Source organism: Burkholderia lata (assembly GCF_902499335.1).
In the GTDB taxonomy this organism is placed as follows: Bacteria; Pseudomonadota; Gammaproteobacteria; order Burkholderiales; family Burkholderiaceae; genus Burkholderia; species Burkholderia lata_B.
This window is the reverse complement of the sequence record NZ_CABVQK010000024.1, coordinates 21,997-46,085: the sequence shown is the minus strand read 5'-3', so window position 1 is coordinate 46,085 and position 24,089 is coordinate 21,997. Positions and strand designations below refer to the sequence as shown.

Sequence of the window (24,089 nt, the reverse complement as noted above, 5' to 3'; positions counted from 1 at the left end):
CCTGCGGTAATCTCAATTTCGAGAGGAGAAATATGAATAAACTTTCAAAGCTCGCGTTCATTGCAGCTACCGCAGTTATGGCTGCATCCGCTTCGGCACAGTCGGTGCCGGCGTCGCGTCAAGCCGTCAATGACAACTGGGTGAACGGCACGGGCGAATGGGTGTGGATGAACGGCACGAACGAGCTCTGCTGGCGTGATGCGTTCTGGACGCCGGCCACCGCCAACGCGAAGTGCGATGGCGCACTGGTCGCCCAGGCACCGCAGCCGCCGGTCGCTCCGGTCGTTGCTCCGGCCATCTCGAGCCAGAAGATCACGTATCAAGCCGACGCACTGTTCGACTTCGACAAGGCAACGCTCAAGCCGCTGGGCAAGCAAAAGCTGGACGAACTGGCTTCGAAGATCCAAGGCATGAACACGGAAGTGGTCGTCGCAACGGGCTACACGGACCGCATCGGTTCGGACAAGTACAACGACCGTCTGTCGCTGCGCCGTGCGCAAGCCGTGAAGTCGTACCTGGTCAGCAAGGGTGTGCCGGCCAACAAGATCTACACGGAAGGCAAGGGCAAGCGCAACCCGGTTACGACTGGCTGCAACCAGAAGAACCGCAAGCAACTCATCGCCTGCCTCGCACCGGATCGCCGCGTGGAAGTCGAAGTTGTTGGTACGCAAGAAGTCCAGAAGACGACCGTTCCGGCAAACTAAGCCGCGGTTTTCGACTGCTTCAAAGCCCCGCTCCGGCGGGGCTTTTTCTTTGACGCCCGTCCAGGCGCTCGCCGCTTCGCCGCTCGTCCGCTTCTTATATACTCGGGGCTGACGAACCGCAGTACCGCCCTCCTCCCGTAGCCCGTTTGCCGACATGACCAACGCCGATCCGCACGAACTCCAGAAATTCAGCGACCTCGCCCATCGGTGGTGGGATCCGAATGCCGAATTCAAGCCGCTGCACGACCTGAACCCGGTCCGGCTCGGCTGGATCGATGCGCATGCGCACCTCGCCGGCAAGCGCGCACTCGACATCGGCTGCGGCGGCGGCATCCTGTCCGAATCGATGGCCGGACTCGGCGCGCAGGTGAAAGGTATCGACCTGTCGACCGAAGCGCTCGGCGTCGCCGACCTGCACAGCCTCGAAAGCGGCATCACGGTCGACTACGAAGCCATCGCCGCCGAAGCGATCGCCGCACGTGAACCGGGCACCTACGATGTCGTCACGTGCATGGAGATGCTCGAGCACGTGCCGTCGCCCGGCGATATCGTCGCCGCGTGCGCGACGCTCGTGAAACCGGGTGGCTGGGTGTTCTTCTCGACGCTGAACCGCAACCTGAAGGCTTACCTGTTCGCCGTGATCGGCGCGGAGTACATCGCGCAAATGCTGCCGAAGGGCACGCACGACTACGCGCGCTTCATCCGTCCGTCGGAGCTGGCCGGCTTCGTGCGTGCGACCGATCTGCACATCGTGGAGATCAAGGGCATCACGTATCACCCGATCGGCAAGCGCTTCGCGCTGTCGAACGACACCGACATCAACTACCTCGTCGCGTGCCGCCGCGGCGCGTGACCTTCCAACCGGCATGACGACTCCCCTCTCGACCGCGCGGGCTGCACTCGACGAACCGCGCCTGCTGCACTGCGATGCCGTGCTGTTCGACCTGGACGGTACGCTCGCCGACACGGCCCCCGATCTCGCGGCGGCCGTCAACAAGATGCAACGCGTGCGCGACCTGCCCGAAACCCCGCTCGACGTGCTCCGGCCGCTGGCCTCGGCCGGCGCGCGCGGCCTGCTCGGCGGCGCGTTCGGCATCGATCCGCACACGCCCGGCTACGAAGCGATGCGCGACGAGTTCCTGGCCAACTACGCGACGGATCTGTGCGTGCATACGACGCTGTTCCCCGGCATCGGCGACGTGCTCGACGAACTCGATACGCGCGGCGTGCGCTGGGGCATCGTCACGAACAAGGCGATGCGGCTCACGGCACCGCTCGTCGACCTGCTCGGTCTTGCGCCGCGCGCCGCCTGCGTCGTCGGGGGCGACACAACGCCGCACCCGAAGCCGCACCCGGCCCCCCTGCTGCATGCGGCCGACCAGTTGACGCTCGCGCCCGCGCGCATCGTCTACGTCGGCGACGACCTGCGCGACATTCAGGCCGGCAGCGCCGCCGGCATGGCGACGGTCGCGGCCGCGTACGGCTACTGTGGCGACGGCGCAGCGCCGGCCGACTGGCAAGCGCAGCATCTTGTCGACACGACGCAGCAACTGCGCGAACTGCTGCGCGATGTTGGGCTATAATGTTAGATCTTATCCGCGGGGGCGACCTGGTTTCGACAGGGGTTGTGAAGCGGCTAGGGCATGTCGAGGACCCGTCACCTCGTTAATCAATGGGAAAATCGTAACTGCAAACGACGATACGTTCGCACTGGCAGCCTAACGGCCGCCGTCCTCTGCCTAGTTCACTGACGGGCTAGTGTCGCAAGACCGGTAGCAATACCGCCAGAGGTCATTTACGTCAGTTAAGCCCTGTCGGCGTCGCGACGCCAGGGTCGAAAACCTAGCGAATCGCCGTAGTGCAGCGTGTTCGTCCGCGTCGCTGCGGTTAAATCAAATGACTGAACTAAACATGTAGAACTAGTCGTGGAGCGCTTCTGGACGCGGGTTCGATTCCCGCCGCCTCCACCAAATTCCGCGCTCGCCGCACGAACCCCGCATGACGCAAGTCTGCGGGGTTTTTTGTTGCCGGCGAAACGCATGCGCCCCTCTCGCTCCGAAAAAGCGCCCAGCCACGGGCGGGCCGGGCGGAATGCCACCGGTGTTCCGGCGACAGGAGGTGACGGATGTCCTGCCGCGCCCGCGCAATCATCGATCGCGCCAGGCAGCGGCCAGCCCGGGAGCCGCAGTGCCGGGCGCGACGTGTCGTCGCACCCGGCGTTCGCGCACACCGGGCGATGCGCGGCTTAGCTGCCGCGATACAGCGACTTCATTTCTTCAGCGGTAGCCGGACGCACGCCCATTGCACGCGAACCCGATGCCGATGCGCCCTGTGCCTGTGCACCGTAACCGCTGGCGTCGACGCCTTGCGCTTGCGCCAGCGCAGCGCGCTGCTGCTCTGCAACACGCGCCGTTGCTGCCTGGATCGCTTCCGGATAATGCGGATCTTCGCCTCGAGCGGAGTTGTAACCTGCCTGCTGCAGCTGGACCAGTTCGGCGCGAACCTGCGCGCGGGTGATCGTCGAACCCGACTGGGCAAACGACACGACCGGGGCAACGAGAGCGGCAGCAACGACAACAGCTTGAACGAGCGACTTCATGATGACCTACCTCCAGATTTGTCTGTGTTCGCGGTGAACACCTTGTTCATCGCTGACAACCCGAAGTTTATGTAGGCGGATGCTTAAGAATAAGGCAGGTTTCTGGAAGACATCCTTCCTGATTTACGGGTTAACCCTAAATTGCCCGCGAGACCGGCGATACGCATACACCGGCGTCGCCCGGCGTCGAATCGCATGAAGATTCGCCGGAAAGCAAAAGCCCCGCGAAGCGGCAACGCTCCACGGGGCTCGGACAGAATCGGAATTGCACGGGACTTCGGCTGTCGCCGGTCGGCCAGTCGGGTCGGCTCGCGGGTGCAACACCCGCCAGTCGATCCGGCGCCGCGCGCCCCTCGTGCGAACGCGCCCGTCAGCCAGGTTATCGGCTATCCATCGGACACTTCAGGTTGCAGCCGTTCGGATCGCCCAAGTCGCCCTTGCGGCGCAAGGCTGACTTCTTGCCGCTCTGGTATTTCTGCGACGGCGAGGACGCCGCAAACGGCATCTGCGGATGCTCGTTCAAGCGAAACTGTTCACTCAGGATACCGCCGGGCACACCGGGGGAATTCTGCGCGAACGCAAACGGCGAAACAGCGGCCAGCAGCCCCGCGGTCAACGCTGCCGCGGCGAGGGGAACGGAAAATTTCATGGCGGGATGACGCTTGAACGGCGTGCTTGTTGGAACGTTGATCAAGCGGCAAGCGTAGCGCAAATCCCCCACTGCTGCATCGCGGTTCGATTGCGCCCGCGTTACCGGGAATTGCCGTCCGGCGCGCTCGCGCCGTCGCCGCCGGCCAGCCCCGTCGCGATGCTCGTCAGCGTTCCGCACGCAGCCGGATCGTAGCCGTCGAGATGCGCGACGCGCTCGACGAAGCGCGCGTCGCGCAGCAGTGCCAGTACGCCGGCCAGCGGCCGCGCGTCGAGCCGCGCGCGTTCGCACGCGAAGTAATAGTCTTCGTCGACGACCGGGATGAAATCGAGCCCGAAATGATGGGCGGCAGGCTCGACGCCGAAGCCGAGATCGGCCATCCCGCTCGCGACGAACGCCGCGATCGCCGAATGCGTGAGCTCGGCCGACGCGTAGCCGTCGATGCGTTCCGGATCGATGCCGATCGCCCGCAGCGCGAGATCCAGCAGCATGCGCGTGCCCGACCCCGGCTGGCGGTTGACGAAGCGGATGTCATTGCGCGCGAGATCCGCGAGCCCGCGAACCTGCTTCGGGTTGCCGCGCGGCACGAACAGCCCCTGCTGGCGCCGTGTCAGGTGGATCAGCACATGGCGCGTATCGTCGAGCCACGGCCGGTAGATCTGTGCGCACTGCGCGCGAAACGCGCCGCGCGGCAGATGGAAGCCGGCCAGGTCGCACTCGCCGCGGGCAAGCGCCTGCACGGCCTCGACGCTCTCGCGATACTTGATGTCGACAGCCGCCTGCGCATCGACGAGCGCGGAGACGAGCGTCGCGACCGCGTAGCCGTGCGACGCGTGGATGCGCACGGCGCCGTCGCGCTGGGCGAGCCGCCGGTTCAGGTCGCTCGCCACTTCGGCCGCCAGCGTGCGCAGGTTCCCGTCGAGCCGGCTGCGCGCGAGGCGCTGCGCATCGACGACCGCCTGCCCGAGCGCCGACAACGTCGAGCCCTTGCCGCGCGCGGTTTCGATCAGTTCCCCGCCGATGCACGCCTCCAGCGCACGCAACATGCCCCACGCGTGCCGGTAGGACAGCCCTTTCGCTTGCGCAGCCTGCGCAATGCTGCCCGTGTCGGCCACGAGTTCCAGCAACGGCGCGACGTCCGACAGGCTGGCCGCACGGCCTTCCGTGTCGCGTACGGTCAGATACGCGTCGCATTCGATTCGAATCAATTATGCACTCCGATTTCCTATTGCGACGGCCAAATCTTCCGCTTATCGTTGGTCAAAATCAATCAGATCGAAGTCACGATGCGCACTATATGAATTTCGAGCGCATATGAGACTTTGGAGGAGCACAAGATGTCCCCGAATTCCCAAGCGCCCGACGCGCTCGTCGAGCGCCATGCACGCGCCGGCCGGTCGCTCGTGGCGATCCTGCACGCGATCCAGGACGACGCGGGTTACGTGCCGCCGGGCTGCGTCGCGCCGCTCGCCAGGGCACTCAACCTGTCGCGCGCGGAAGTGCACGGCGTACTCACTTACTACCACCACTTCCGCACCGCGCCGCCCGCGCGCGTGACGATCCAGATGTGCCGCGCCGAAGCATGCCGCAGCATGGGCTGCGAAGCGCTGGCCGCGCATGCGGAAGCCCGCACGGGCTGCCGGTTCGACGCCGCGCACGGCGATGCCGCGGATACGCATGCACCCGGCGACGTCGCGCTCGAATCGGTCTACTGCCTCGGACTGTGTGCGCAGTCGCCGTCGCTGACGGTCAACGGCGTGCTGCATGCCAGGGTCACGCCGGAGAAATTCGACGCGCTGCTTGCCGACGCGGTCGCCCACACCCCGGAGGCCGCATGACGACCCGCATCTACGTCCCGCGCGATTCGTCCGCGCTGGCCCTCGGCGCCGACGCGCTCGCCGCCGCGATCGCGGCGGAAGCCGAACGGCGCAGCGTCGAGATCGAACTGGTCCGCAACGGTTCGCGCGGGCTGCTATGGCTCGAACCGCTCGTCGAAGTCGGCACGTCCGCGGGCCGTGTCGGCTATGCGAACCTGTCGGCCGCCGACGTGCCCGCCCTGTTCGACGCGAACTGGCTCGATGGCGGCACGCATCCGAGCGGCGTCGGCCTCGTCGACGCACTGCCCTATCTCGCGCGCCAGCAACGCCTCACGTTCGCACGCATCGGCCTGACCGATCCGCTGTCGATCGACGATTACCTGCAACACGAAGGCCTCGCCGGCCTGAAGAACGTACTCGCGCTCGACGGCGATGCCGTATGCGAATCGCTGATCGAATCCGGGTTGCGCGGCCGCGGTGGCGCGGCGTTCCCGGCCGGCATCAAGTGGCGCACGGTCCGGCACGCGAGCGCCACGCAGAAGTACATCGTCTGCAACGCCGACGAAGGCGATTCGGGCACCTTCTCCGACCGCCTGATCATGGAATGCGATCCGTACTGCCTGATCGAAGGGATGATCATCGCAGGCGTCGCGACCGGCGCAACGGTCGGCTACATCTACGTGCGCAGCGAATACCCGCACGCGATCGCCACGCTCGAAGCCGCGATCGTCCGTGCACGCGAAGCCGGCTGGCTCGGCGAGCACGTGCTCGGCTCCGCGCATGCGTTCGAGCTGCACGTCGCGAAAGGCGCGGGCTCGTACGTGTGCGGCGAGGAAACGGCGCTGCTCGAATCGCTCGAAGGCAAGCGCGGCGTCGTGCGCGCGAAACCGCCGCTGCCCGCGTTAGCCGGCCTGTACGGCCAGCCGACCGTCATCAACAACGTGATCACGCTCGCAACGGCGCCCGTGATCTTCGCGCGCGGCGCCGCGTTCTATCGCGACTACGGGATGGGCCGCTCGCGCGGCACGCTGCCGTTCCAGCTCGCGGGCAACATCCGTTACGGCGGCCTCGTCGAACTCGCGTTCGGCGTCACGCTGCGCGAACTGCTGTTCGACTTCGGCGGCGGCACGGCAAGCGGCCGGCCCGCACGCGCCGCGCAGGTCGGCGGCCCGCTCGGCACCTACCTGCCCGACCACCAGTGGGACGTGCCGCTCGACTACGAGGCGTATGCGGCGATCGGTGCGGTCGTCGGCCACGGCGGCATCGTGCTGCACGACGACACATCGAACCTCGCCGAGCTGGCCGAATACGCGATGAAGTTCTGCGCGATCGAGTCGTGCGGCAAGTGCACGCCATGCCGGATCGGTTCGACACGCGGCGTCGAGACGATCGCCCGCATCCGCCACGGCGATACGTCGGAGCGGCAGGTCACGCTGCTGCGCGACCTGTGCGACACGATGCTGGCCGGTTCGCTGTGCGCAATGGGCGGCATGACACCCTACCCGGTGCTGTCCGCGCTCGACCATTTCCCCGAAGATTTCGGGCTCGCTGCCGGCAAACATGCCGCGTCGGGTCCGGTCAAGGCTGCGGCCTGACCCAGAAGGAGCCCTGCATGTCCCTCGACACGAACAACGTCCGCCAAGGCGGTTGCGGCTCTGGCCAATGCGCGTGCAAGAGCGCCGCTCAGGCGCGTGCCCGCGATCCGTTCGACGATACCGACTACGGCACGCCGCAACGGTATGCCGATACCGACGTCACGCTCGAAATCGACGGCCAGCCGGTCACGGTGCCGGCCGGCACGTCGGTGATGCGCGCGGCGATCGAAGCCGGCGTCAACGTCCCGAAGCTCTGTGCGACCGATTCGCTCGAACCGTTCGGCTCGTGCCGCCTGTGCCTCGTCGAGATCGAAGGCCGGCGTGGTTATCCGGCATCGTGCACGACGCCTGCCGAAGCGGGCATGAAAGTGCGCACGCAGTCGGACCGACTGCAGTCGCTGCGGCGCAACGTGATGGAGCTGTACATCTCCGACCATCCGCTCGACTGCCTCACCTGCCCCGCCAACGGCGACTGCGAACTGCAGGACATGGCAGGCGTCGTCGGGCTGCGCGAAGTGCGTTACGGCTTCGATGGCGCGAATCATCTGCGTGACAAGAAAGACGAGTCGAATCCGTACTTCACGTACGACCCGTCGAAGTGCATCGTCTGCAACCGCTGCGTGCGCGCCTGCGAGGAAACGCAGGGCACCTTCGCGCTGACGATCGCCGCACGCGGCTTCGAATCGCGCGTCGCCGCGGGCGAAAGCGAATCGTTCATGGCGTCGGAATGCGTGTCGTGCGGCGCGTGCGTCGCCGCCTGCCCGACCGCCACGCTGCAGGAAAAATCCGTCGTGCAACTCGGGCAGGCCGAACACTCGGTCGTCACGACCTGCGCGTACTGCGGCGTGGGCTGCTCGTTCAAGGCCGAGATGAAGGGCACGCAGGTCGTGCGCATGACGCCGCACAAGAACGGCCTCGCGAACGAGGGCCACGCGTGCGTGAAGGGGCGCTTCGCGTGGGGCTATGCCACGCACAAGGACCGCATCACGAAGCCGATGATCCGCGAGAAGATCACCGACCCGTGGCGCGAAGTCAGCTGGGACGAAGCACTCACCTACGCGGCAACGCAATTCCGCAAGCTGCAGGACAAGTACGGCCGCGATTCCATCGGCGGCATTACGTCGTCGCGCTGCACGAACGAGGAAACCTACCTCGTACAGAAGCTGGTGCGCGCCGCGTTCGGCAACAACAACGTCGACACATGCGCACGCGTGTGCCACTCGCCGACGGGCTATGGCCTCAAGACGACGCTCGGCGAATCGGCCGGCACGCAGACGTTCGCGTCGGTCAGCCAGGCCGACGTGATCGTCGTGATGGGCGCGAACCCGACCGACGGCCACCCGGTGTTCGGCTCGCGGCTGAAGCGGCGCGTACGTGAAGGCGCGAAGCTGATCGTGATCGACCCGCGCCGCATCGACGTCGTCGACGGCCCGCACGTGAAGGCGACCCACCACCTGCAGTTGCGCCCCGGCACCAACGTCGCGATCGTCAACGCGCTCGCGCACGTGATTGTCACCGAAGGGCTCGTCGCCGACGCGTTCGTCGCCGAGCGCTGCGACACGCGCGCATTCGAGCAATGGCGCGACTTCGTCTCCCGTGCCGACAACTCGCCCGAGGCGACCGCCGAAGTAACGGGCGTGCCGGCCGAGCTGGTGCGCGAAGCCGCGCGCCTCTATGCGACGGGCGGCAATGCCGCGATCTATTACGGGCTGGGCGTGACCGAACACGCGCAGGGCTCGACGACGGTGATGGGCATCGCGAACCTCGCGATGGCGACCGGCAACATCGGCCGCGAAGGCGTCGGCGTCAATCCGCTGCGCGGCCAGAACAACGTGCAGGGCTCGTGCGACATGGGCTCGTTCCCGCACGAGCTGCCCGGCTACCGGCACATCGGCGACGAGATCGTGCGCACGCAGTTCGAGGCAGCGTGGTCGGCAAAGCTGCAGCCGGAACCGGGGCTGCGCATTCCGAACATGTTCGACGCGGCGCTCGACGGCAGCTTCAAGGGGCTTTACTGCCAGGGCGAGGACATCGTCCAGTCGGACCCGAATACGCAGCACGTCGCGGCCGCGCTGTCGGCAATGGAATGTATCGTCGTGCAGGACATCTTCCTGAACGAGACCGCGAAGTACGCGCACGTGCTGCTGCCCGGCTCGTCGTTCCTCGAGAAGGACGGCACGTTCACGAACGCGGAACGCCGCATCTCGCGCGTGCGCAAGGTGATGCCGCCGCTCGCGGGCTACGCGGACTGGGAAGTCACGTTGATGCTGTCGCGCGCGCTCGGCTACGAGATGGACTATGCGCATCCGTCGGAAATCATGGACGAGATCGCGCGGCTCACGCCGACCTTCTCGGGCGTGTCGTACGCGAAGCTCGACGCGCTCGGCAGCATCCAGTGGCCGTGCAACGAGCAGGCACCGGAAGGCACGCCGACGATGCACATCGACGCATTCGTACGCGGCAAGGGCAAGTTCGTGATCACGCAGTTCATTGCGTCGCCGGAGAAGGTCACGCAACGCTATCCGCTGATCCTGACGACGGGCCGCATCCTGTCGCAGTACAACGTCGGCGCGCAGACCCGACGCACCGAGAATGTCCGCTGGCACGAAGAGGATCGCCTCGAGATCCATCCGCACGACGCCGAGGATCGCGGGATCCGCAGCGGCGACTGGGTGGGTATCGAATCGCGCGCGGGGCAGACGGTGCTGCGTGCGCTCGTGACCGAACGCATGCAGCCTGGCGTCGTGTACACGACGTTCCACTTCCCCGAATCGGGTGCGAACGTGATCACGACGGACAGCTCGGACTGGGCCACGAACTGCCCGGAGTACAAGGTGACGGCCGTGCAGGTGCTGCCCGTCGCGCAGCCGTCCGACTGGCAGCAAGCCTACGCGCGCTTCAACGCGGAGCAGCTCGACCTGCTCGAACGGCGCGCAGCTGCGGCCGCCGGCGTGACGTCAGGCAAGTGAGGAAGCGATGGACAACGGACACCTGATCGACATGGCCAACCAGATCGGCGCATTCTTCGAATCAATGCCCGATCGCGACGAAGCGCTGACCGGCATCGCCGACCATATCCGGCGCTTCTGGGAGCCGCGAATGCGCCGTGCGTTGCTCTCAGCGCTCGACGATCCGTCGAGCGAGGCCGGGCAACGTGCGGCACCGATCGTGCGCGACGCGATCGCCGTGCACCGTGCGTCGCTCGTGCCCGCCGCGGCGACCGCCTGACCGCCCCGTCAAGCGGACCGCGACATGCCCGCGAACCAGCTTTCGCAGTGGCGCAGCAGCGCGTTCGCGTCGGTTGCCGTGCGCCCGCGCGCGGCAACGTAACCATCCGGCCGCAGCAGGTAAAACGACGGCCGCGAGCGGCCGTATTCCTGCGCAAGCCCGCCATCACCGCCTTCGGCATCGGTAACGCGCCAGACGCGCACCGCGTCCGGCATGATCCGTTCGAGCCCCTGCACGAGCGCCTGCGCATCGGCCGGCATCGTCGGCACGGCCCCGGCGCCGGCATTCGCCGGCTCTTCCAGCAGCAGCAACGTGAAGCTCGCCGGATCGTGCAGGTCGTATAGCCGCGCCGTTCCGGGTGCCTGACCGAGCGGCCCGTCGAGCACGCGCACGTGCGCGTCGGGTGCCCGTTCGCCTGCGCGCGGCCCGCCGTCGAGCACGCGCTCCAGCGTGAGCGGACTCTTCCGGTACTGCACGCCGAGCTCGCTGACCGAGCGCCGCACCGCGTCGCGCATCGGCCCGAACGACGCCAGCAGCGGCACGACATGATCGCGCAGCAGCTTCATCGCGCCACGCTCGGCTTCGACGATCTGCGTGACGAAGCCGGTCTGCCGCAACACGTCGCGCTCGATCGGATGGCGCTCCGCGTGATACGTGTCGAGCAACCGCTCGGGCGTGCCCGCGCCGAGCACGCGCGCGAGCTTCCAGCCGAGATTGAACGCTTCCTGGATGCCGGTGTTCATGCCCTGCGCTCCGGCCGGGCTGTGGACGTGCGCGGCGTCGCCCGCGAAGAACACGCGACCGTGACGCAGCCGGTCGATCATCCGGCTGTGCAGGTGAAAATAGGACGACCACGCGAGATCGCTCGGAGAGATCGACGCACCGGCACGGGCGCGCACGATCGCGTCGCATTCCGCCAGCGACGGAGTCGGCGCATCGGGCGACGCGTCGCTGCCGGGCGGCCGGTCGGCCACGAGCCGGTAACGGCCGCCTCCCATCGGAAACAGGCCGGCGATGCCTTCGGGCGTCGTGAACAGATGGATCTCTTCGTCCGGCCAGTCGGGTATTGCCGCGAAATCGGCGAGCAGGAATGTCTGTTCGAACGCATGCCCGGTGAAACCCAGGCCGAGCAGATGCCTGACCGTGCTGTGCGCGCCGTCGGCCGCGATCAGGTACGACGGTGCAAACGATTCGTCGCGGCCGTCGGCGCGGCGGATCGACACATCGAGCGACGCGCCGCCCGCATCGCACGCGGTCAGCGTCGCACCGCGCTCGACCGTCACGCCGAGCCGGGCCAGATGCTCGGCCAGCAGGCGCTCGGTGACGGTCTGATCGAGGAACAGCAGATATGGATAGCGCGTTTGCAGCGGATCGAAATCGAGCCGCGCGATCACGCGGCCGTCGGCATGCAGCGCGGCCGCATGCGCCCGATGGCCGAGCGCGAGAAACGGTTCGACCGCGCGATGTTGCTCCAGCAGTTCGAGCGTGCGCGCCTGGATGCCGATCGCGCGCGAATGCGGCGCGGGCGCAGCGAGCCGATCGATGATGCGCACCGGCACGCGGGCCCGCGCGAGGCTCATCGCCGCGGCAAGGCCGGTCGGCCCCGCGCCGACGATCAGCACGGGCGAGATATCGGGCAGTGTGTCAGCCATGAGAACCTCGATGACACGCGGTCTAGGGGGCTGTTTGCCTATGGAACGCGCATGCGTTGCCACGAGAACGGCCGCTCGCGAGGCGCGCGCCGCCGCGAATACTGACGTATTCGCAAGAAGCGCAACGCGGCGAGCGGCCGTTCTCGTGGCAACCCCAAATTAAAAAAATCCATGTCACGGGAAGGCCCGAAATCGCCCACATGGCGGCGTCGCTCGTCGCTTGTTTGGCGAGGCCAAACGGCGCTCCTCGCTTCTTGCCCTGCGAGCGATTTCGGGCCTTCGCATGCGCGTTCCATAGGTAAACAGCCCCCAGTCTACGCCGCTCCGCGTGACGGGGCCATATGCCGATCGGCCGATTCGCGGCACCGCCGCGCGGTGTGGGAAAATACGCGTTTTCCGTCAGTTTTCGCGTTATGGATTCCGCATTCGACCGGGCGTATGCCGCACACCGCGCGGGCCGCCTCGCCGAGGCCGAGCACGGCTATCGCAACGCGCTCGCCTCCAACCCCGCCGACGCCGACGCGCTGCATCTGTTCGGCGTGCTGCGGCACCAGCAGGGCCAGCACGCCGAGGCGGCCGATCTCGTCGGCCGCGCCGTCGCGCTGCGGCCGGACGATGCCGCGCTGCAGCTCAATCTCGGCAACGCGCTGAAGGCACTCGGCCGGCTCGACGAAGCGGTCGACCGTTTTCGCAACGCGCTGACGCTCGCGCCCGAATTTCCGCTCGCGCACTACAACCTCGGCAACGCGTATGCGGCACTGCAGCGCCACGACGATGCGATCGATGCATTTGGCCGCGCGCTCCGGCTCACGCCCGACGATGCGTCGATCCACAACAATCTCGGCAATGCGCTGAACGCGCTCGGCCGCCACGACGACGCGCTCGCCGCGTTTCATCGCGCGCTCGAGCTGCGGCCCGGGCATGCGGGGGCGCACAACAACCTCGCGATGGCGCTGAACGCAATGGGCCGCGCCAACGACGCGATCGCGCACTTCCAGGCCGCGATCGACGCGCAGCCGCGCTTCGTCGCCGCGCATTTCAATCTCGGCAACACGTTCGATGCGGTCGGCCGGCATGCCGAGGCGGCCGACGCGTTCGAAGCCGCGCTCGCGCTGCATCCGCCGTTTCCGCTCGCGCTGTTCGGGCTGGCGAACGCACTGAGCGCGCAGTCACGCCACCGCGACGCGTTGCCCTACTACGAGCGCGCCGTCGGCCTCGATCCGTCGTTCAGCCTGGCCTGGCTGAACCTCGGCAACGCACATCACGCGCTCGGTGCGCACGAGATGGCGCTGCGCGCATTCGACCAGGCACTGCGCGTCGCGCCCGATCTCACGCTGGCGCGGCTGCACCGCGCGGTCACGCTGCTCACACTGGGCGACTTCACGCGCGGCTTGCCCGCGTATGAAGCGCGCCACGACACGCCGGGCGCGACGCCGCTCGGCACGCTGCCGCGCTGGCAAGGCGAGCCGATTGCGTCGTGCACGCTGCTGATCCGCGCGGAACAGGGCTTCGGCGACACATTGCAGTTCGTCCGCTTCGTGCCGCTCGCCCGCGCACGCTGCGCGCGCGTCGTGCTCGAAGTCCAGCCGGAACTCGTTTCGCTGCTGGCGCCGGCCGCGTCGCGCTGGCGCGTGACGCTCGTTGCACAGGGCGCCGCGAAACCGCCTGCCGCGGATGTCGCGTGCACGCTGATGAGCCTGCCGTTCCTGCTCGGGCTTCAGACGGAGGACATCGTCGCGGGCTCGCGCTACCTCGACACCCCCGACGGCGCCGCCCGGCGCTTTCGCGGCTCGCTCGGCGGGCAATCGAAGCGCAAGTTCGGCCTCGCGTGGTCGGGGCGCCGGCAGGCGCAGGAAAACCGCTCGATGCCGTTCGACGCGCTCGCGCCGCTGCTCGCGCTGCCGGATATCGACTGGATCGTGCTGCAGCCGGCACTCGACGACGACGAGCGCGCGCGCGTCGATGCGCATCCGCGCCTGCATCGGCTCGACGGCCGGCTGAACGACTTCGCCGACACGGCCGCGCTGATCGAGCGGCTCGATGGCGTCGTCACGATCGATACGGCAGTCGCGCACCTTGCCGGCGCGCTCGGCAAGCCGCAATGGGTCATGCTGCCGTTCGCGCCCGACTGGCGCTGGTTCACCGGCAACGACTGCCCGTGGTATCCGCAGGCCAGACTCGCCCGCCAGCCCGCGCCGGGAGAATGGCTCGACGTGGCGGCCGCGGTCGCCGGCATGCTGCGCGAAGCTTGAACGCAGACGAAAAAAGGGAGCGCGCGCGCTCCCTTTTTCAATGCGATGCGTGCGGCCGGCGCCGCGCGACAAACGGGTGGCGCTCAGGCCGCCTTGTACTGGTTGCGCGCCTCGGACGTGCGATACAGCACGAGCGTCGCGATCAGTCCGCAAATCGCAGCAACGCTCAGCCACAGCCCCGGCGCGGCCTTGTTTCCGGTCTGATGAATCAGCAGCGTCGAGATCGCGGGCGTGAAGCCGCCGATCGTCGTCGCCAGGCTGTATGCGAGCGAGAAACCGGCCGTGCGCACATCGGCCGGCATGACTTCGGTCAGCGCGACGACCATCGCCCCGTTATACGACGCATACAGGAATGACAGCCACAGCTCGACCGCGAGCAGCCGCAGGAACGACGGATCGCCGACGAGCCACAACACGGCCGGATAGGCCGTCAGCAGCGTCAGCACGGTGAACGTGATCAGCACCGGGCGGCGACCGATGCGGTCCGACAACGCACCGGACAGCGGCAGCCACACGAGATTGGAGATCCCCACGCAGACGGTCACGACGAGCGCGTCGAGCGACGACAGGTGCAGCACTTCCTTGCCGAACGTCGGCGTATAGGCGGTGATCATGTAGAACGACACCGTCGTCATGATCACCATCCCCATGCCCGCCACCACGATGCGCCAGTTGTCGAGCATCGAACGCATGATCTCGCCCATCGTCGGACGATGACGCTTCGCGAGGAACTCGTCGGTTTCCTTCAGCGAACGACGGATCAGGAACAGGAACGGCACGATCAGGCAACCGATCAGGAACGGAATGCGCCAGCCCCACGCGGTCATCTCCTCGACCGGCAGCGCGCGGTTCAGCAGCACGCCGACGAACGCGGCGAACACGACGGCCACCTGCTGGCTGCCCGATTGCCACGACGTATAGAACCCCTTGTTCCCCTTCGTCGCGATCTCCGACAGGTAGACCGACACGCCGCCGAGCTCGACACCTGCCGAAAAGCCCTGCAGCAGCCGGCCGAGCAGCACGAGCACCGGCGCGAGGACGCCGATCGTCGCATAGCCGGGTATCGCGGCCACCGTGAGCGTGCCGAGCGCCATCAGCCCGAGCGTCAGGATCAGCCCCTTGCGCCGGCCGTGATGGTCGATGTACGCACCGAGCACGATCGCGCCGACCGGCCGCATCAGGAAGCCCGCACCGAACACCGACAGCGACAGCATCAGCGACGCGAATGCGTCGCCGCTCGGAAAGTAGGTTTTCGCGATGGCCGACGCGTAATAGCCGTAGACCATGAAGTCGTACATTTCCAGGAAGTTGCCGCTGACGACGCGGAACACGGTGCGGAATTTCGATTCCTGCGCGATGGCGTGTGACGCTGTGGACATGTTTTTCTCGCTCAGCTCGGATGGCGCGAATCCGCGCCGCATGGATCCGACGACGCACGCGGCGCCGGGCCGGCGCGCACGGGCATCGCTGCCCGCCGGCGGCGCGCCGCGCAACGACGCGCGCACCGGCATGGTTCGCGCATCATGCCACGCCAACCCGACATTTGCCTTGTGCCGCTCCTGCCGCTGCGGTCGCGGCGATCGGCTCGACGCGTCGCCGCGTGCATCCGGCCATACACGCGACACGCTCGACGATCCGCTCACGCTGATCGCGATGGAAAGCGCACTGCGCGCTACCCGGCCCGCCCGCGCAACGCACGCGCCCGCCGCCGGTTTCGACTGGACGGCGCAACTGTCCCAACGCCGCCTGACCGATACGCCAGACGCGTTCGCGCGCTGACGGCCGCCCCAAGAAAAAACCCGGCGAAGCTCGCTTCGCCGGGTTTTGCTCGTCTCTCTCCGTCCGTGCGACGAATCGTTACTTGTGCGCGGGCAGCCCCGTCTCGGTCTGCTTCTCGAGTTGTCGCACCTGTTCCTGCAAATCACGCAGTTGCATCTGCGCGGCCCGCTTCTCGATCTGCAACGCCTGTGCCTGCTCCTGCGCCGAACGCTGCCGCTGCGTGACTTCAGCCTGCTGGCTACGTGCAACGCTCAGGTCGGCCTGCAACTGCTGCGCACGATTCGCCTGCAGCGCGATCACGCGCTCGAGAAACGCCTTCTGCGCCTCCAGCTCGGTACGGCGGATTTCGATATCGGCAAGTTGTACGGTCTGCTGAACGAAGTTCGCGTACACCATCTCCGCGCGGCTCTTCTCCTGCGACCGGATCACGCGCCACAGGTGCTTGTCCTGGAACAGCGCGACGTAATACGTCATCTCGCGCGGATCGAACATCAGGCTCGCGCCGTAGCTGCCGTTGTACGTCGTGCGCATCTCGACGATCCGGCCATCGTGCAGCATCTGCGCCAGCTCGGCGACGTTGCCTTGCGCGGATGCATCCGTCGCGGCCGCGCCGGATGCCGCCGCGTCGCCGCGCAGGCTCGTGACCGCCGGACGCGTACCGGCGGCGGGCGCGGTCGCGTCGGCCGACCAGGCCGTGCCCGCTTGCGCGCAGGCAGCCAGCGCAATGATCCACGTGGCGCGTCGTGCAGGGGAGAAGTTTCGGAAAGCCAACGTCAGACTCCGGCGGACGGATCGGAACTCGCGATTATCGTTCAAAACGAAACGGCCGCATTCTCGAATTTATCGGGATGCGGCCGGCCTTCATACGATGCGAATAATGCGGCTTGCTACAGGCGGGTTTCGCGCGCCGCGCGCAGAAACGCATCGAGCAGCGGCGTGCAGTCGAGCAACTCCGAGCCGCCGGCACGATGGAACTCGGGGTGCCACTGCACGCCGACGACGAACGGCGAACGGCGATGACGAATGCCTTCGATGATCCCGTCGCCCGCCGACACGGCCTCGATGTTCAGATCGCGGCCAAGATCGCGGATCGCCTGATGGTGAATCGAGTTGACGATCGCTTCGCTGCGCCCGGGGAACATGCTCGCGAGCGTCGACGAATCCGGAAAGCGGATCGCATGACGATGCTGGTCGTAATGCTCGCTCACGTGCGCATTCGCGGTCGGCACATCGGTCGCGATGTCCTGGTACAGCGAACCGCCGAACGCGACGTTGATCAGCTGGCAGCCGCGGCACACGCCGAGAACGGGTTTGCCGGACTCGACGAACTCATGCAGCAGTTCGAGTTCATACATGTCGCGCACACGATCGCCCGGCCATTCGGGGCGGGCGTCAGATGCTGCGTAGGTTTGCGGCGATACGTCTGCGCCACCCTGCAGCAGCAGGCCGTCGAGATGCTTCGCGTAGTCGCGCAGACGGATGTTGCTCGGATGAATCATCCCCTGGTGACCGACGGTCGGGATCATGAACACGAGCACGTCGCGCGACATGACCCAGTGGGCGATCGATTCCTCGAGATACTGCAGTGTCTTGCCCCGCAGCCCCTTCGCGCCCGGCTCCGGATGGAAGATCCGCGCCGACACGCCGATGCGCAGCGTGCGCTGCGTGATGCGCTGGCCCGCACGATCGAACAGCCGGCGCGCGCGCGCGGCGATGATCCGGCCGAACACCGACCACGGCGTGTCGCTCTGCTTCAGGTAGGCCGGTGGCGCATTCTGCGCGCTCGCGGGCGGCGGGCGCGGCGTGTCGAAGTCGGGCTGCGCGCCGAACCCCGGCGGCGGTGCGCCATGCTTCGGCGGCGCGGCAGCGGCAGCGCCATCGATGGCGGCGCCCGTTGCACCGGGCGCACCCGGCTCGGACGCAGCCGTGACCGGCGACGCGCCGTCCGCGGCGACGTTCTGCGCGGCGGCCTGGGCTGCCGGCGCATCGGGCACCTTCGCTGGTGCGGGACGGGGGGAATCGGAAGAAACGGAGGAGGTGCCGGGCAGACCGGCCGGGGAAGGCGTGTTTTCGCTCATGACGATGGTCTGGTACGTCGCTCACGCGTATGGATAAACGAGGAATCATTATGCTTCAGTGCGCGATCGAGCGGCAAACCTGCAACATCCTGTCGATATTGTTGCAAGTCGGCGGCAAACTGCGTCGGGGAGCGTTCCTGCCCGCGCGCCGGCAACGCCGATGCTTCGCGACCGGTACTGGACACCAGTGATATATCACAATAATATCCAGGCATCGCCCACGCTTCCCGATCGCCCGCGCCATGATCGCGCCCCGCCCGGCCGCCGCACCGCCCTCCGCATGAATGCCCTGACCGACGTCACCCCCGACCGCCCCGCCGCGCCGGCGGCCAGCCTCGCCGATCGCGCGTACGCGCTGATCCAGCGAGACATCACCACGATGCGCCTGAAGCCCGGCGCCGCGCTCAACGAAGCCGACCTCGTCGCGCGCACCGGTATCGGCCGCACGCCGGTGCACCAGGCCGTGCATCGGCTCGTGCTCGAAGGGCTGCTGTCCGTGATGCCGCGCAAGGGATTGATGGTGCAACCGCTATCGCTCGACGACATCGTCGCGGTGATCGACGTGCGGCGCATCAACGAAGCGTACTGCGCGGAACTCGCCGCGCGCCATGCGACGCCCGACGATCTCGCACGCCTGGCCGCGCTGCTCGACGAAGGACAGGCGTGCGTCGACACGCACGACGTCGAAGGCATGATGGAACTCGACCGCGCGTTCCACCAGGCAATCGCCACGGCCGCGCGCAATGCGGTCCTCGCCGAGATCCTGCGCGCGCTGCACGAGCGCTCGCTGCGCTTCTGGTTCGTCACGCTGTCCGAACCTCACCATCTTGCCGACGTCCAGCACGAGCATCGCGCACTGTTCGACCGGCTGTCGGCACGCGACGCCGCCGGCGCGCGCGTGGCCGTCGAGAGCCATATCGATTCGTTCCGCTCCACGCTTCTTCAACATCTTCGCCCCTGAGCCGCCATGACCACTTTCACGCCCTTCCCCCCGCTCGCCCAGCTCGCCGCCGACCTCGCCGCCGGCCGGACCACGAGCCGCGCGCTCGTCGACACCGCGCTCGACCGGATCGCCGATCCGTCGGGCCAGGGCGCGGTCGTCTTCACCGAAGTCGATGCCGACAACGCGCGCGCGGCCGCCGACGCGCATGACCGGCTGCGCGCCGCGGGCACCGTGTTGTCGCCGCTCGCGGGCATTCCCGTGTCGGTCAAGGACCTGTTCGACGTTGCGGGCCAGGTGACGCGCGCGGGTTCGCGCGTGCTCGACGGCGCGCCGCCCGCACGCACCGATGCGGTCGCCGTTGCACGGCTCAAGCGCGCGGGCGCGGTGCTGGTCGGCCGCACCAACATGAGCGAGTTCGCGTTCTCCGGGCTCGGGCTGAATCCGCACTTCGGCCATCCGCGCTCGCCGTACCACCGCGACGTGCCGGGCGACGCGCGGATTTCCGGCGGCTCGTCGTCCGGCGCGGCCGCGTCCGTCGCCGACGGGATGGCCGCCGTCGCGCTCGGCACCGACACGGGCGGCTCGATCCGCATTCCGGCCGCGCTGTGCGGGCTGACGGGCTTCAAGCCGACCGCGAGCCGGATCCCGAAGCAAGGCGGCGTGCCGCTGTCGACGACGCTCGACTCGTTCGGCCCGATCGGCCTGACGGTCGCCTGCTGCGCGCTCGTCGACCGGATGCTCGCGGGCCTCGAACCGCACGTGCCGGCCGCCCGGCCGCTCGAAGGCGTGCGGCTCGGCGTGCTGACCAACCACGTGACCGACGGCGTCGATGCCGACGTCGCGGCCGCGCTCGACGCCGCGCTCAAGCATCTCGAAGCCGCCGGCGCGATCGTCACGGAGGTCCGCTTCCCGGCGCTCGACCGGCTGCCGGAGATCAACCGTTTCGGCTTCTCGCCGATCGAGGCGTACGCATGGCATCGCCCGCTGCTCGCGCAGCACCGCGACCAGTACGACCCGCGCGTACTCACGCGGATCCTGAAGGGCGAACCCGCGAGCGCGGCCGACTATCTCGACCTGCTCGCCGCGCGCACGGCGATGCTCGACGAAGCCGCCCACACGGTCTGGTCGCGCTTCGATGCGCTCGTCGCGCCGACGGTACCGGTCGTGCCGCCGCGCATCGCCGAACTCGAAGCGGACGACGCCGCGTTCACGCGCACCAACGCGCTGATCCTGCGCAACCCGAGCGCGTTCAACTTCCTCGACGCGTGCGCGCTGTCGCTGCCCTGCCATCCGCGCGACGCAGCACCGGTCGGCCTGATGCTCGCGGCCGCACCGCATCGCGACGACGCGCTGCTCGCGATCGGCCAGGCGGTCGAGGCCGTGCTGAACACGATCCGCTGACCGCAGCCAACCGACCGCCGGCGGACAGGACGCGCGGTGCGGCAGGTTGCCGCACGCGCGCTGTCAGTTTCGTGCCAGACCGTTCGCGCTAAAATCGCGCGATTGTTTTCCGGACCGACCCACGAGGAACCCCGCCGACATGAACGACTACACGCTCGCAATCCGCCGCGAACGCCGCCTGCTGATGCTGCTCGGATGGGTGTGCATCGCCCTGCTGGCCGGTGCGCTCTACCTGCAGTACGTGAAGAACGAAGATCCGTGCCCGCTGTGCATCATCCAGCGCTACTTCTTCTGCGCGATCGGGATCTTCGCGTTCCTGGCCGCCGGGATCCGCAACTGGCGCGGCGTCTGGGTGCTCGAGCTGCTGATCGCGATCGCCGCGGCCGGCGGCGTCGGCACGGCCGCCCGGCATCTGTCGATCCAGATGAATCCGGGCTTCAGCTGCGGCTTCGACACGCTGCAGCCGATCGTCGACAGTCTGCCGCCCGCGCAGTGGTTCCCCGGCATGTTCAAGGTCGCCGGGCTGTGCGAGACCGTCTATCCGCCGATCTTCGGCATCCTGCTGCCCGGCTGGGCGCTGATCGGCTTCGCAGTGATCCTGATCGCGGTCGTCGCGAGCCTCTGGCGCCATCGCCGCAAGCTCGTGGCCTGACCGGCCGGTTTCAACCGGCCTGCGCGCGGCCCGCTCGCCTCGGCCGCACACCGCCGGCCGTTGACCGCCCGGCCCCGGGGCGCTCGCCGGACCAACCCGGCGGGCCGTGCATTGCGGGCCGTGCCTGGACAGCCCCGCCCGGCCAGCCGCACCTGAGCGACCCCGCCTGGCCGGCCCCGCGTAAACACCTACCCCGCCGCCGCCCGGATCTCCGGGCGAACGGCACATCGCGCGACTTCCGCGCCCAGCCCCGCCACGCCTGCGATTCGGCCCGACGTGCACGCCTCGGTGCCCCGATCACACGCGGCGGGCCTATGATCGACATGATCGCCTCCTGATAGCCCGGATCACCGCCGCGCGATGTTCCCGTCGCCTTGCGGTGCTATCTTCGTGACTGGATGGCGATCTACGTGCGCGAGGCCAGGCGGTCTCACCACCCCTGCGTAACGCGCGCCCGATCCGCAATGTCGACTGGATTCATCATGACAACGCAAACCATCCGCATCCGTCATCCTCATGGCGTCCGCACATCCGGCGGTGCCGTCCGCGCGCGCCGTCGGCGTGCTGCCGCCGCACCGCATCGGCCGTGCGGCCGGCCCGCGCCGCTCCCGTCCGTCATCGTTGCCGCCACGCTCGCCAGCCCGCGCCGCGTGTCGTGCCGCGTCGTCGCGAACGGAGCGTGCTGATGGAAGCCTGGCTCGGCGATCTGCAGCAACTGCTCGCGCACGGCGAAGCGGCCGTGCTCGTGACGGTCGCGCACACCGACGGCTCCGCGCCGCGCGAAGCCGGCACCAAGATGCTCGTCACGCGCGACATGGCCCGCCATACGATCGGCGGCGGTCATCTGGAATGGAAGGCGATCGAGATCGCGCGGCATCTGCTGAAGGATGGCGCGCATGTGCCGCACGCGCGCCGGCTCGAACGGCTCGCGCTCGGCCCGAGCCTCGGCCAGTGCTGCGGCGGCGCCGTGGTGCTCGCGTTCGAGCGGCTCGATGTGGGCGATCTCGGCTGGATCATGTCGCTCGCGAAGCGTGTCGCGGCCGGCGCCGCGACCGTGCGTAGCGTATCATTCGGCCCCTCGCCGGGCGCGCCGCTGTTGAGCGAGCCCGAATCGGAAGCCGCGCGTGCCGACTGCCTGCTGTGGGAAACCGGCGGTGTGTCGCTGATGACCGAAACGATCGCGCCGTATGCGTTCCCCGTCGTGCTGTTCGGCGCCGGGCACATCGGCACCGCGCTCGTGAAGGTGCTGGCGACGCTGCCGTGCCACGTGCGCTGGATCGACGGGCCCGATGCGGTGTTCCCGCCGGCCGACGCACTTGCCGGCATCGGCAACCTCGCGATCGAAGCGGCCGCTGCCCCGGCCGACGCGGTCGACGCCGCACCGCCGCAGTCCTACTTCGTCGTGATGACGCACGACCACGCACTCGATTTCGTGCTGGCCGAGCGCATCCTGCGGCGCGGCGACTATGCGTACTTCGGGATGACCGGCTCGCACGCGAAACGCGTGCAGTTCGATCATCGCCTCGCAGCCATCGGCATCGACCCGGCCCAGGTCGCGCGGATGCGCTGCCCGATCGGTGTCGAAGGCATCATCGACAAGGCGCCCGAAGTGATCGCAATCTCGGTGGCCGCGCAGTTGCTGCAGGCCGTCGAAGCGAACGCGAATGCGGCAGCGCAGGCTTCCCCTACCTACTGACCGACCAAGAACGACGCCATGACCCCGACATTCAAGGACAAGATTGCCCGCGCGCCGAAAGCGGAGCTGCACATCCATATCGAAGGCTCGCTCGAGCCCGAACTGATTTTTGCGCTCGCGCAGCGCAACGGCGTGAAGCTCGCGTACGACTCGATCGACGCGCTGCGCGCCGCGTACGCATTCACCGACCTGCAGTCGTTCCTCGACATCTATTACGCAGGCGCGAGCGTGCTGCTGACCGAGCAGGATTTCTACGACATGACGGCCGCGTACTGCGAACGCGCGCTCGCCGACAACGTCGTCCACACCGAGCTGTTCTTCGATCCGCAGACGCACACCGAGCGTGGCGTGCCGATCGAGACGGTCGTCGCGGGCATCGAGCGGGCACTCGCCGATGCCGAACAACGCGGGCTGTCGAGCAAGCTGATTCTGTGTTTCCTGCGCCACCTGTCCGAAGAGGACGCGCTCGCGACGTTCGAATCCGCGCTGCCGCTGTTCGAGCGCTATCGCCATCGCCTGATCGGCGTGGGCCTCGACTCGTCCGAGCTCGGCCATCCGCCGACCAAGTTCGCACGCGTGTTCGAGAAGGCGCGTGCGCTCGGGCTGAAGCTCGTCGCGCATGCGGGCGAGGAAGGCCCGCCCGCGTACATCTATGAAGCGCTCGACGTGCTGAAGGTCGACCGGATCGACCATGGCGTGCGCAGCATCGAGGACGCGGCACTGGTCGAACGTCTCGCGAAAACGCGCACGGCGCTCACCGTCTGCCCGCTGTCGAATCTCAAGCTGTGCGTGTTCGACGACATGGCGAAGCACACGCTGAAGGCGCTGCTCGATCGCGGCGTCGCGGTGACGATCAACTCCGACGATCCGGCCTATTTCGGCGGCTACGTCAACGAAAACTACTTCGCGACGGCCGAAGGGCTGCAACTCACGGATGCCGAAGTCCATGCGGTGATCCGCAACGGCTTCGAGGCGTCGTTCATCGATCCGGCGCAGCGCGACGCACTGTACGCGCGCCTCGACGCGTACTGGCAGGCCGCGTGA

21 protein-coding genes and 1 other RNA gene are annotated in these 24,089 nt (G+C 67.8%); 15 read left to right on the top strand and 7 right to left on the bottom strand.

Going from position 1 to position 24,089, the window contains the following annotated elements; translation table 11 throughout:
* Positions 1 to 32: 32 nt before the first annotated feature.
* The 4 genes from ompA (at position 33) to ssrA (ending at position 2,674) form a co-directional block, all read left to right on the top strand.
* Positions 33 to 704: an outer membrane protein OmpA gene (gene ompA / locus BCO18175_RS38645; protein ID WP_174918090.1), complete on the top strand. Its 672-nt coding sequence runs from the start codon at positions 33 to 35 to the stop codon at positions 702 to 704.
* Between the two features lie 154 nt (positions 705 to 858).
* A complete protein-coding gene (ubiG, locus tag BCO18175_RS38640; RefSeq protein ID WP_011351326.1) occupies positions 859 to 1,557 on the top strand; it encodes a bifunctional 2-polyprenyl-6-hydroxyphenol methylase/3-demethylubiquinol 3-O-methyltransferase UbiG in 699 nt (232 codons plus the stop codon).
* Positions 1,558 to 1,570: 13 nt separating this feature from the next.
* Positions 1,571 to 2,287: a phosphoglycolate phosphatase gene (gph, locus tag BCO18175_RS38635; RefSeq protein WP_174988927.1), complete on the top strand. Its 717-nt coding sequence runs from the start codon at positions 1,571 to 1,573 to the stop codon at positions 2,285 to 2,287.
* A 17-nt stretch (positions 2,288 to 2,304) separates the two neighbouring features.
* Positions 2,305 to 2,674: a transfer-messenger RNA gene (gene ssrA, locus BCO18175_RS38630) on the top strand.
* Positions 2,675 to 2,949: 275 nt separating this feature from the next.
* Here ssrA and BCO18175_RS38625 read toward each other — a convergent pair.
* From BCO18175_RS38625 to BCO18175_RS38615, 3 genes are all read right to left on the bottom strand, one after another.
* Positions 2,950 to 3,303, bottom strand: a complete 354-nt coding sequence (locus BCO18175_RS38625; RefSeq protein WP_174988925.1) for a DUF4148 domain-containing protein — start codon at positions 3,301 to 3,303, stop codon at positions 2,950 to 2,952.
* Positions 3,304 to 3,682: 379 nt separating this feature from the next.
* Positions 3,683 to 3,952 carry a hypothetical protein gene (locus tag BCO18175_RS38620; RefSeq protein WP_174988947.1) on the bottom strand — a complete coding sequence of 90 codons (270 nt, stop codon included), beginning with the start codon at positions 3,950 to 3,952 and terminating at the stop codon, positions 3,683 to 3,685.
* 101 nt (positions 3,953 to 4,053) lie between these two features.
* Positions 4,054 to 5,160: a substrate-binding domain-containing protein gene (locus BCO18175_RS38615; protein WP_174988923.1), complete on the bottom strand. Its 1,107-nt coding sequence runs from the start codon at positions 5,158 to 5,160 to the stop codon at positions 4,054 to 4,056.
* Positions 5,161 to 5,289: 129 nt separating this feature from the next.
* Here BCO18175_RS38615 and BCO18175_RS38610 point away from each other — a divergent pair, with 129 nt between their 5' ends.
* From BCO18175_RS38610 to BCO18175_RS38595, 4 genes are read left to right on the top strand one after another with little or no spacing between them, the layout of a single operon-like run.
* Positions 5,290 to 5,790 carry an NAD(P)H-dependent oxidoreductase subunit E gene (locus tag BCO18175_RS38610; RefSeq protein ID WP_174988921.1) on the top strand — a complete coding sequence of 167 codons (501 nt, stop codon included), beginning with the start codon at positions 5,290 to 5,292 and terminating at the stop codon, positions 5,788 to 5,790.
* Positions 5,787 to 7,364: a formate dehydrogenase beta subunit gene (locus BCO18175_RS38605; RefSeq protein ID WP_174988919.1), complete on the top strand. Its 1,578-nt coding sequence runs from the start codon at positions 5,787 to 5,789 to the stop codon at positions 7,362 to 7,364. The genes BCO18175_RS38610 and BCO18175_RS38605 overlap by 4 nt, the downstream gene beginning before the upstream one ends.
* Positions 7,365 to 7,381: 17 nt before the next feature.
* Entirely contained in the window at positions 7,382 to 10,333 is a 2,952-nt protein-coding gene (fdhF, locus tag BCO18175_RS38600) for a formate dehydrogenase subunit alpha (RefSeq protein WP_174988917.1), read from the top strand.
* Between the two features lie 7 nt (positions 10,334 to 10,340).
* On the top strand, positions 10,341 to 10,592 hold the full coding sequence (locus tag BCO18175_RS38595; RefSeq protein WP_174988915.1) for a formate dehydrogenase subunit delta: 252 nt from the start codon (positions 10,341 to 10,343) through the stop codon (positions 10,590 to 10,592).
* Positions 10,593 to 10,600: 8 nt separating this feature from the next.
* Here the strand turns inward: BCO18175_RS38595 and BCO18175_RS38590 are convergent, their stop codons facing one another.
* Positions 10,601 to 12,244, bottom strand: a complete 1,644-nt coding sequence (locus tag BCO18175_RS38590) for an FAD-dependent monooxygenase (RefSeq protein ID WP_174988913.1) — start codon at positions 12,242 to 12,244, stop codon at positions 10,601 to 10,603.
* A 413-nt stretch (positions 12,245 to 12,657) separates the two neighbouring features.
* On the opposite strand from BCO18175_RS38590, the gene BCO18175_RS38585 reads away from it, so the two are divergent.
* Positions 12,658 to 14,496 (top strand): tetratricopeptide repeat protein, encoded by a 1,839-nt coding sequence (locus BCO18175_RS38585; RefSeq protein ID WP_438820532.1) that lies wholly within the window; start codon positions 12,658 to 12,660, stop codon positions 14,494 to 14,496.
* A gap of 83 nt (positions 14,497 to 14,579) precedes the next feature.
* Here the strand turns inward: BCO18175_RS38585 and BCO18175_RS38580 are convergent, their stop codons facing one another.
* Positions 14,580 to 15,875: an MFS transporter gene (locus BCO18175_RS38580; protein ID WP_174988909.1), complete on the bottom strand. Its 1,296-nt coding sequence runs from the start codon at positions 15,873 to 15,875 to the stop codon at positions 14,580 to 14,582.
* Between BCO18175_RS38580 and BCO18175_RS41140 the strand changes: the two genes are divergently transcribed.
* A complete protein-coding gene (locus tag BCO18175_RS41140; RefSeq protein ID WP_438820531.1) occupies positions 15,874 to 16,275 on the top strand; it encodes a hypothetical protein in 402 nt (133 codons plus the stop codon). The genes BCO18175_RS38580 and BCO18175_RS41140 overlap by 2 nt on opposite strands.
* Positions 16,276 to 16,353: 78 nt before the next feature.
* On the opposite strand, the gene BCO18175_RS38570 is transcribed toward BCO18175_RS41140, so the two are convergent.
* On the bottom strand, positions 16,354 to 17,046 hold the full coding sequence (locus BCO18175_RS38570; protein WP_174988892.1) for a DUF2968 domain-containing protein: 693 nt from the start codon (positions 17,044 to 17,046) through the stop codon (positions 16,354 to 16,356).
* Between the two features lie 116 nt (positions 17,047 to 17,162).
* Positions 17,163 to 18,353: a gamma-glutamyl-gamma-aminobutyrate hydrolase family protein gene (locus BCO18175_RS38565; RefSeq protein ID WP_174918078.1), complete on the bottom strand. Its 1,191-nt coding sequence runs from the start codon at positions 18,351 to 18,353 to the stop codon at positions 17,163 to 17,165.
* A 280-nt stretch (positions 18,354 to 18,633) separates the two neighbouring features.
* Between BCO18175_RS38565 and BCO18175_RS38560 the strand changes: the two genes are divergently transcribed.
* The 5 genes from BCO18175_RS38560 to BCO18175_RS38540 all read left to right on the top strand — a co-directional run bounded on the left by BCO18175_RS38560 (position 18,634) and on the right by BCO18175_RS38540 (position 24,089).
* The gene (locus BCO18175_RS38560; protein ID WP_174988890.1) at positions 18,634 to 19,314 is read left to right on the top strand and encodes a GntR family transcriptional regulator; all 681 of its coding nucleotides are present in this window, start codon (positions 18,634 to 18,636) and stop codon (positions 19,312 to 19,314) included.
* Between the two features lie 6 nt (positions 19,315 to 19,320).
* Positions 19,321 to 20,697: an amidase gene (locus tag BCO18175_RS38555; protein WP_174988888.1), complete on the top strand. Its 1,377-nt coding sequence runs from the start codon at positions 19,321 to 19,323 to the stop codon at positions 20,695 to 20,697.
* Between the two features lie 139 nt (positions 20,698 to 20,836).
* Positions 20,837 to 21,349: a disulfide bond formation protein B gene (locus BCO18175_RS38550; protein WP_085039729.1), complete on the top strand. Its 513-nt coding sequence runs from the start codon at positions 20,837 to 20,839 to the stop codon at positions 21,347 to 21,349.
* A 685-nt stretch (positions 21,350 to 22,034) separates the two neighbouring features.
* Positions 22,035 to 23,045, top strand: coding sequence for a xanthine dehydrogenase accessory protein XdhC (gene xdhC / locus BCO18175_RS38545; protein WP_174970242.1), 1,011 nt, complete (start codon positions 22,035 to 22,037; stop codon positions 23,043 to 23,045).
* Positions 23,046 to 23,063: 18 nt separating this feature from the next.
* Complete coding sequence (locus BCO18175_RS38540) at positions 23,064 to 24,089, top strand: adenosine deaminase (protein ID WP_174988886.1); 1,026 nt, start codon at positions 23,064 to 23,066, stop codon at positions 24,087 to 24,089.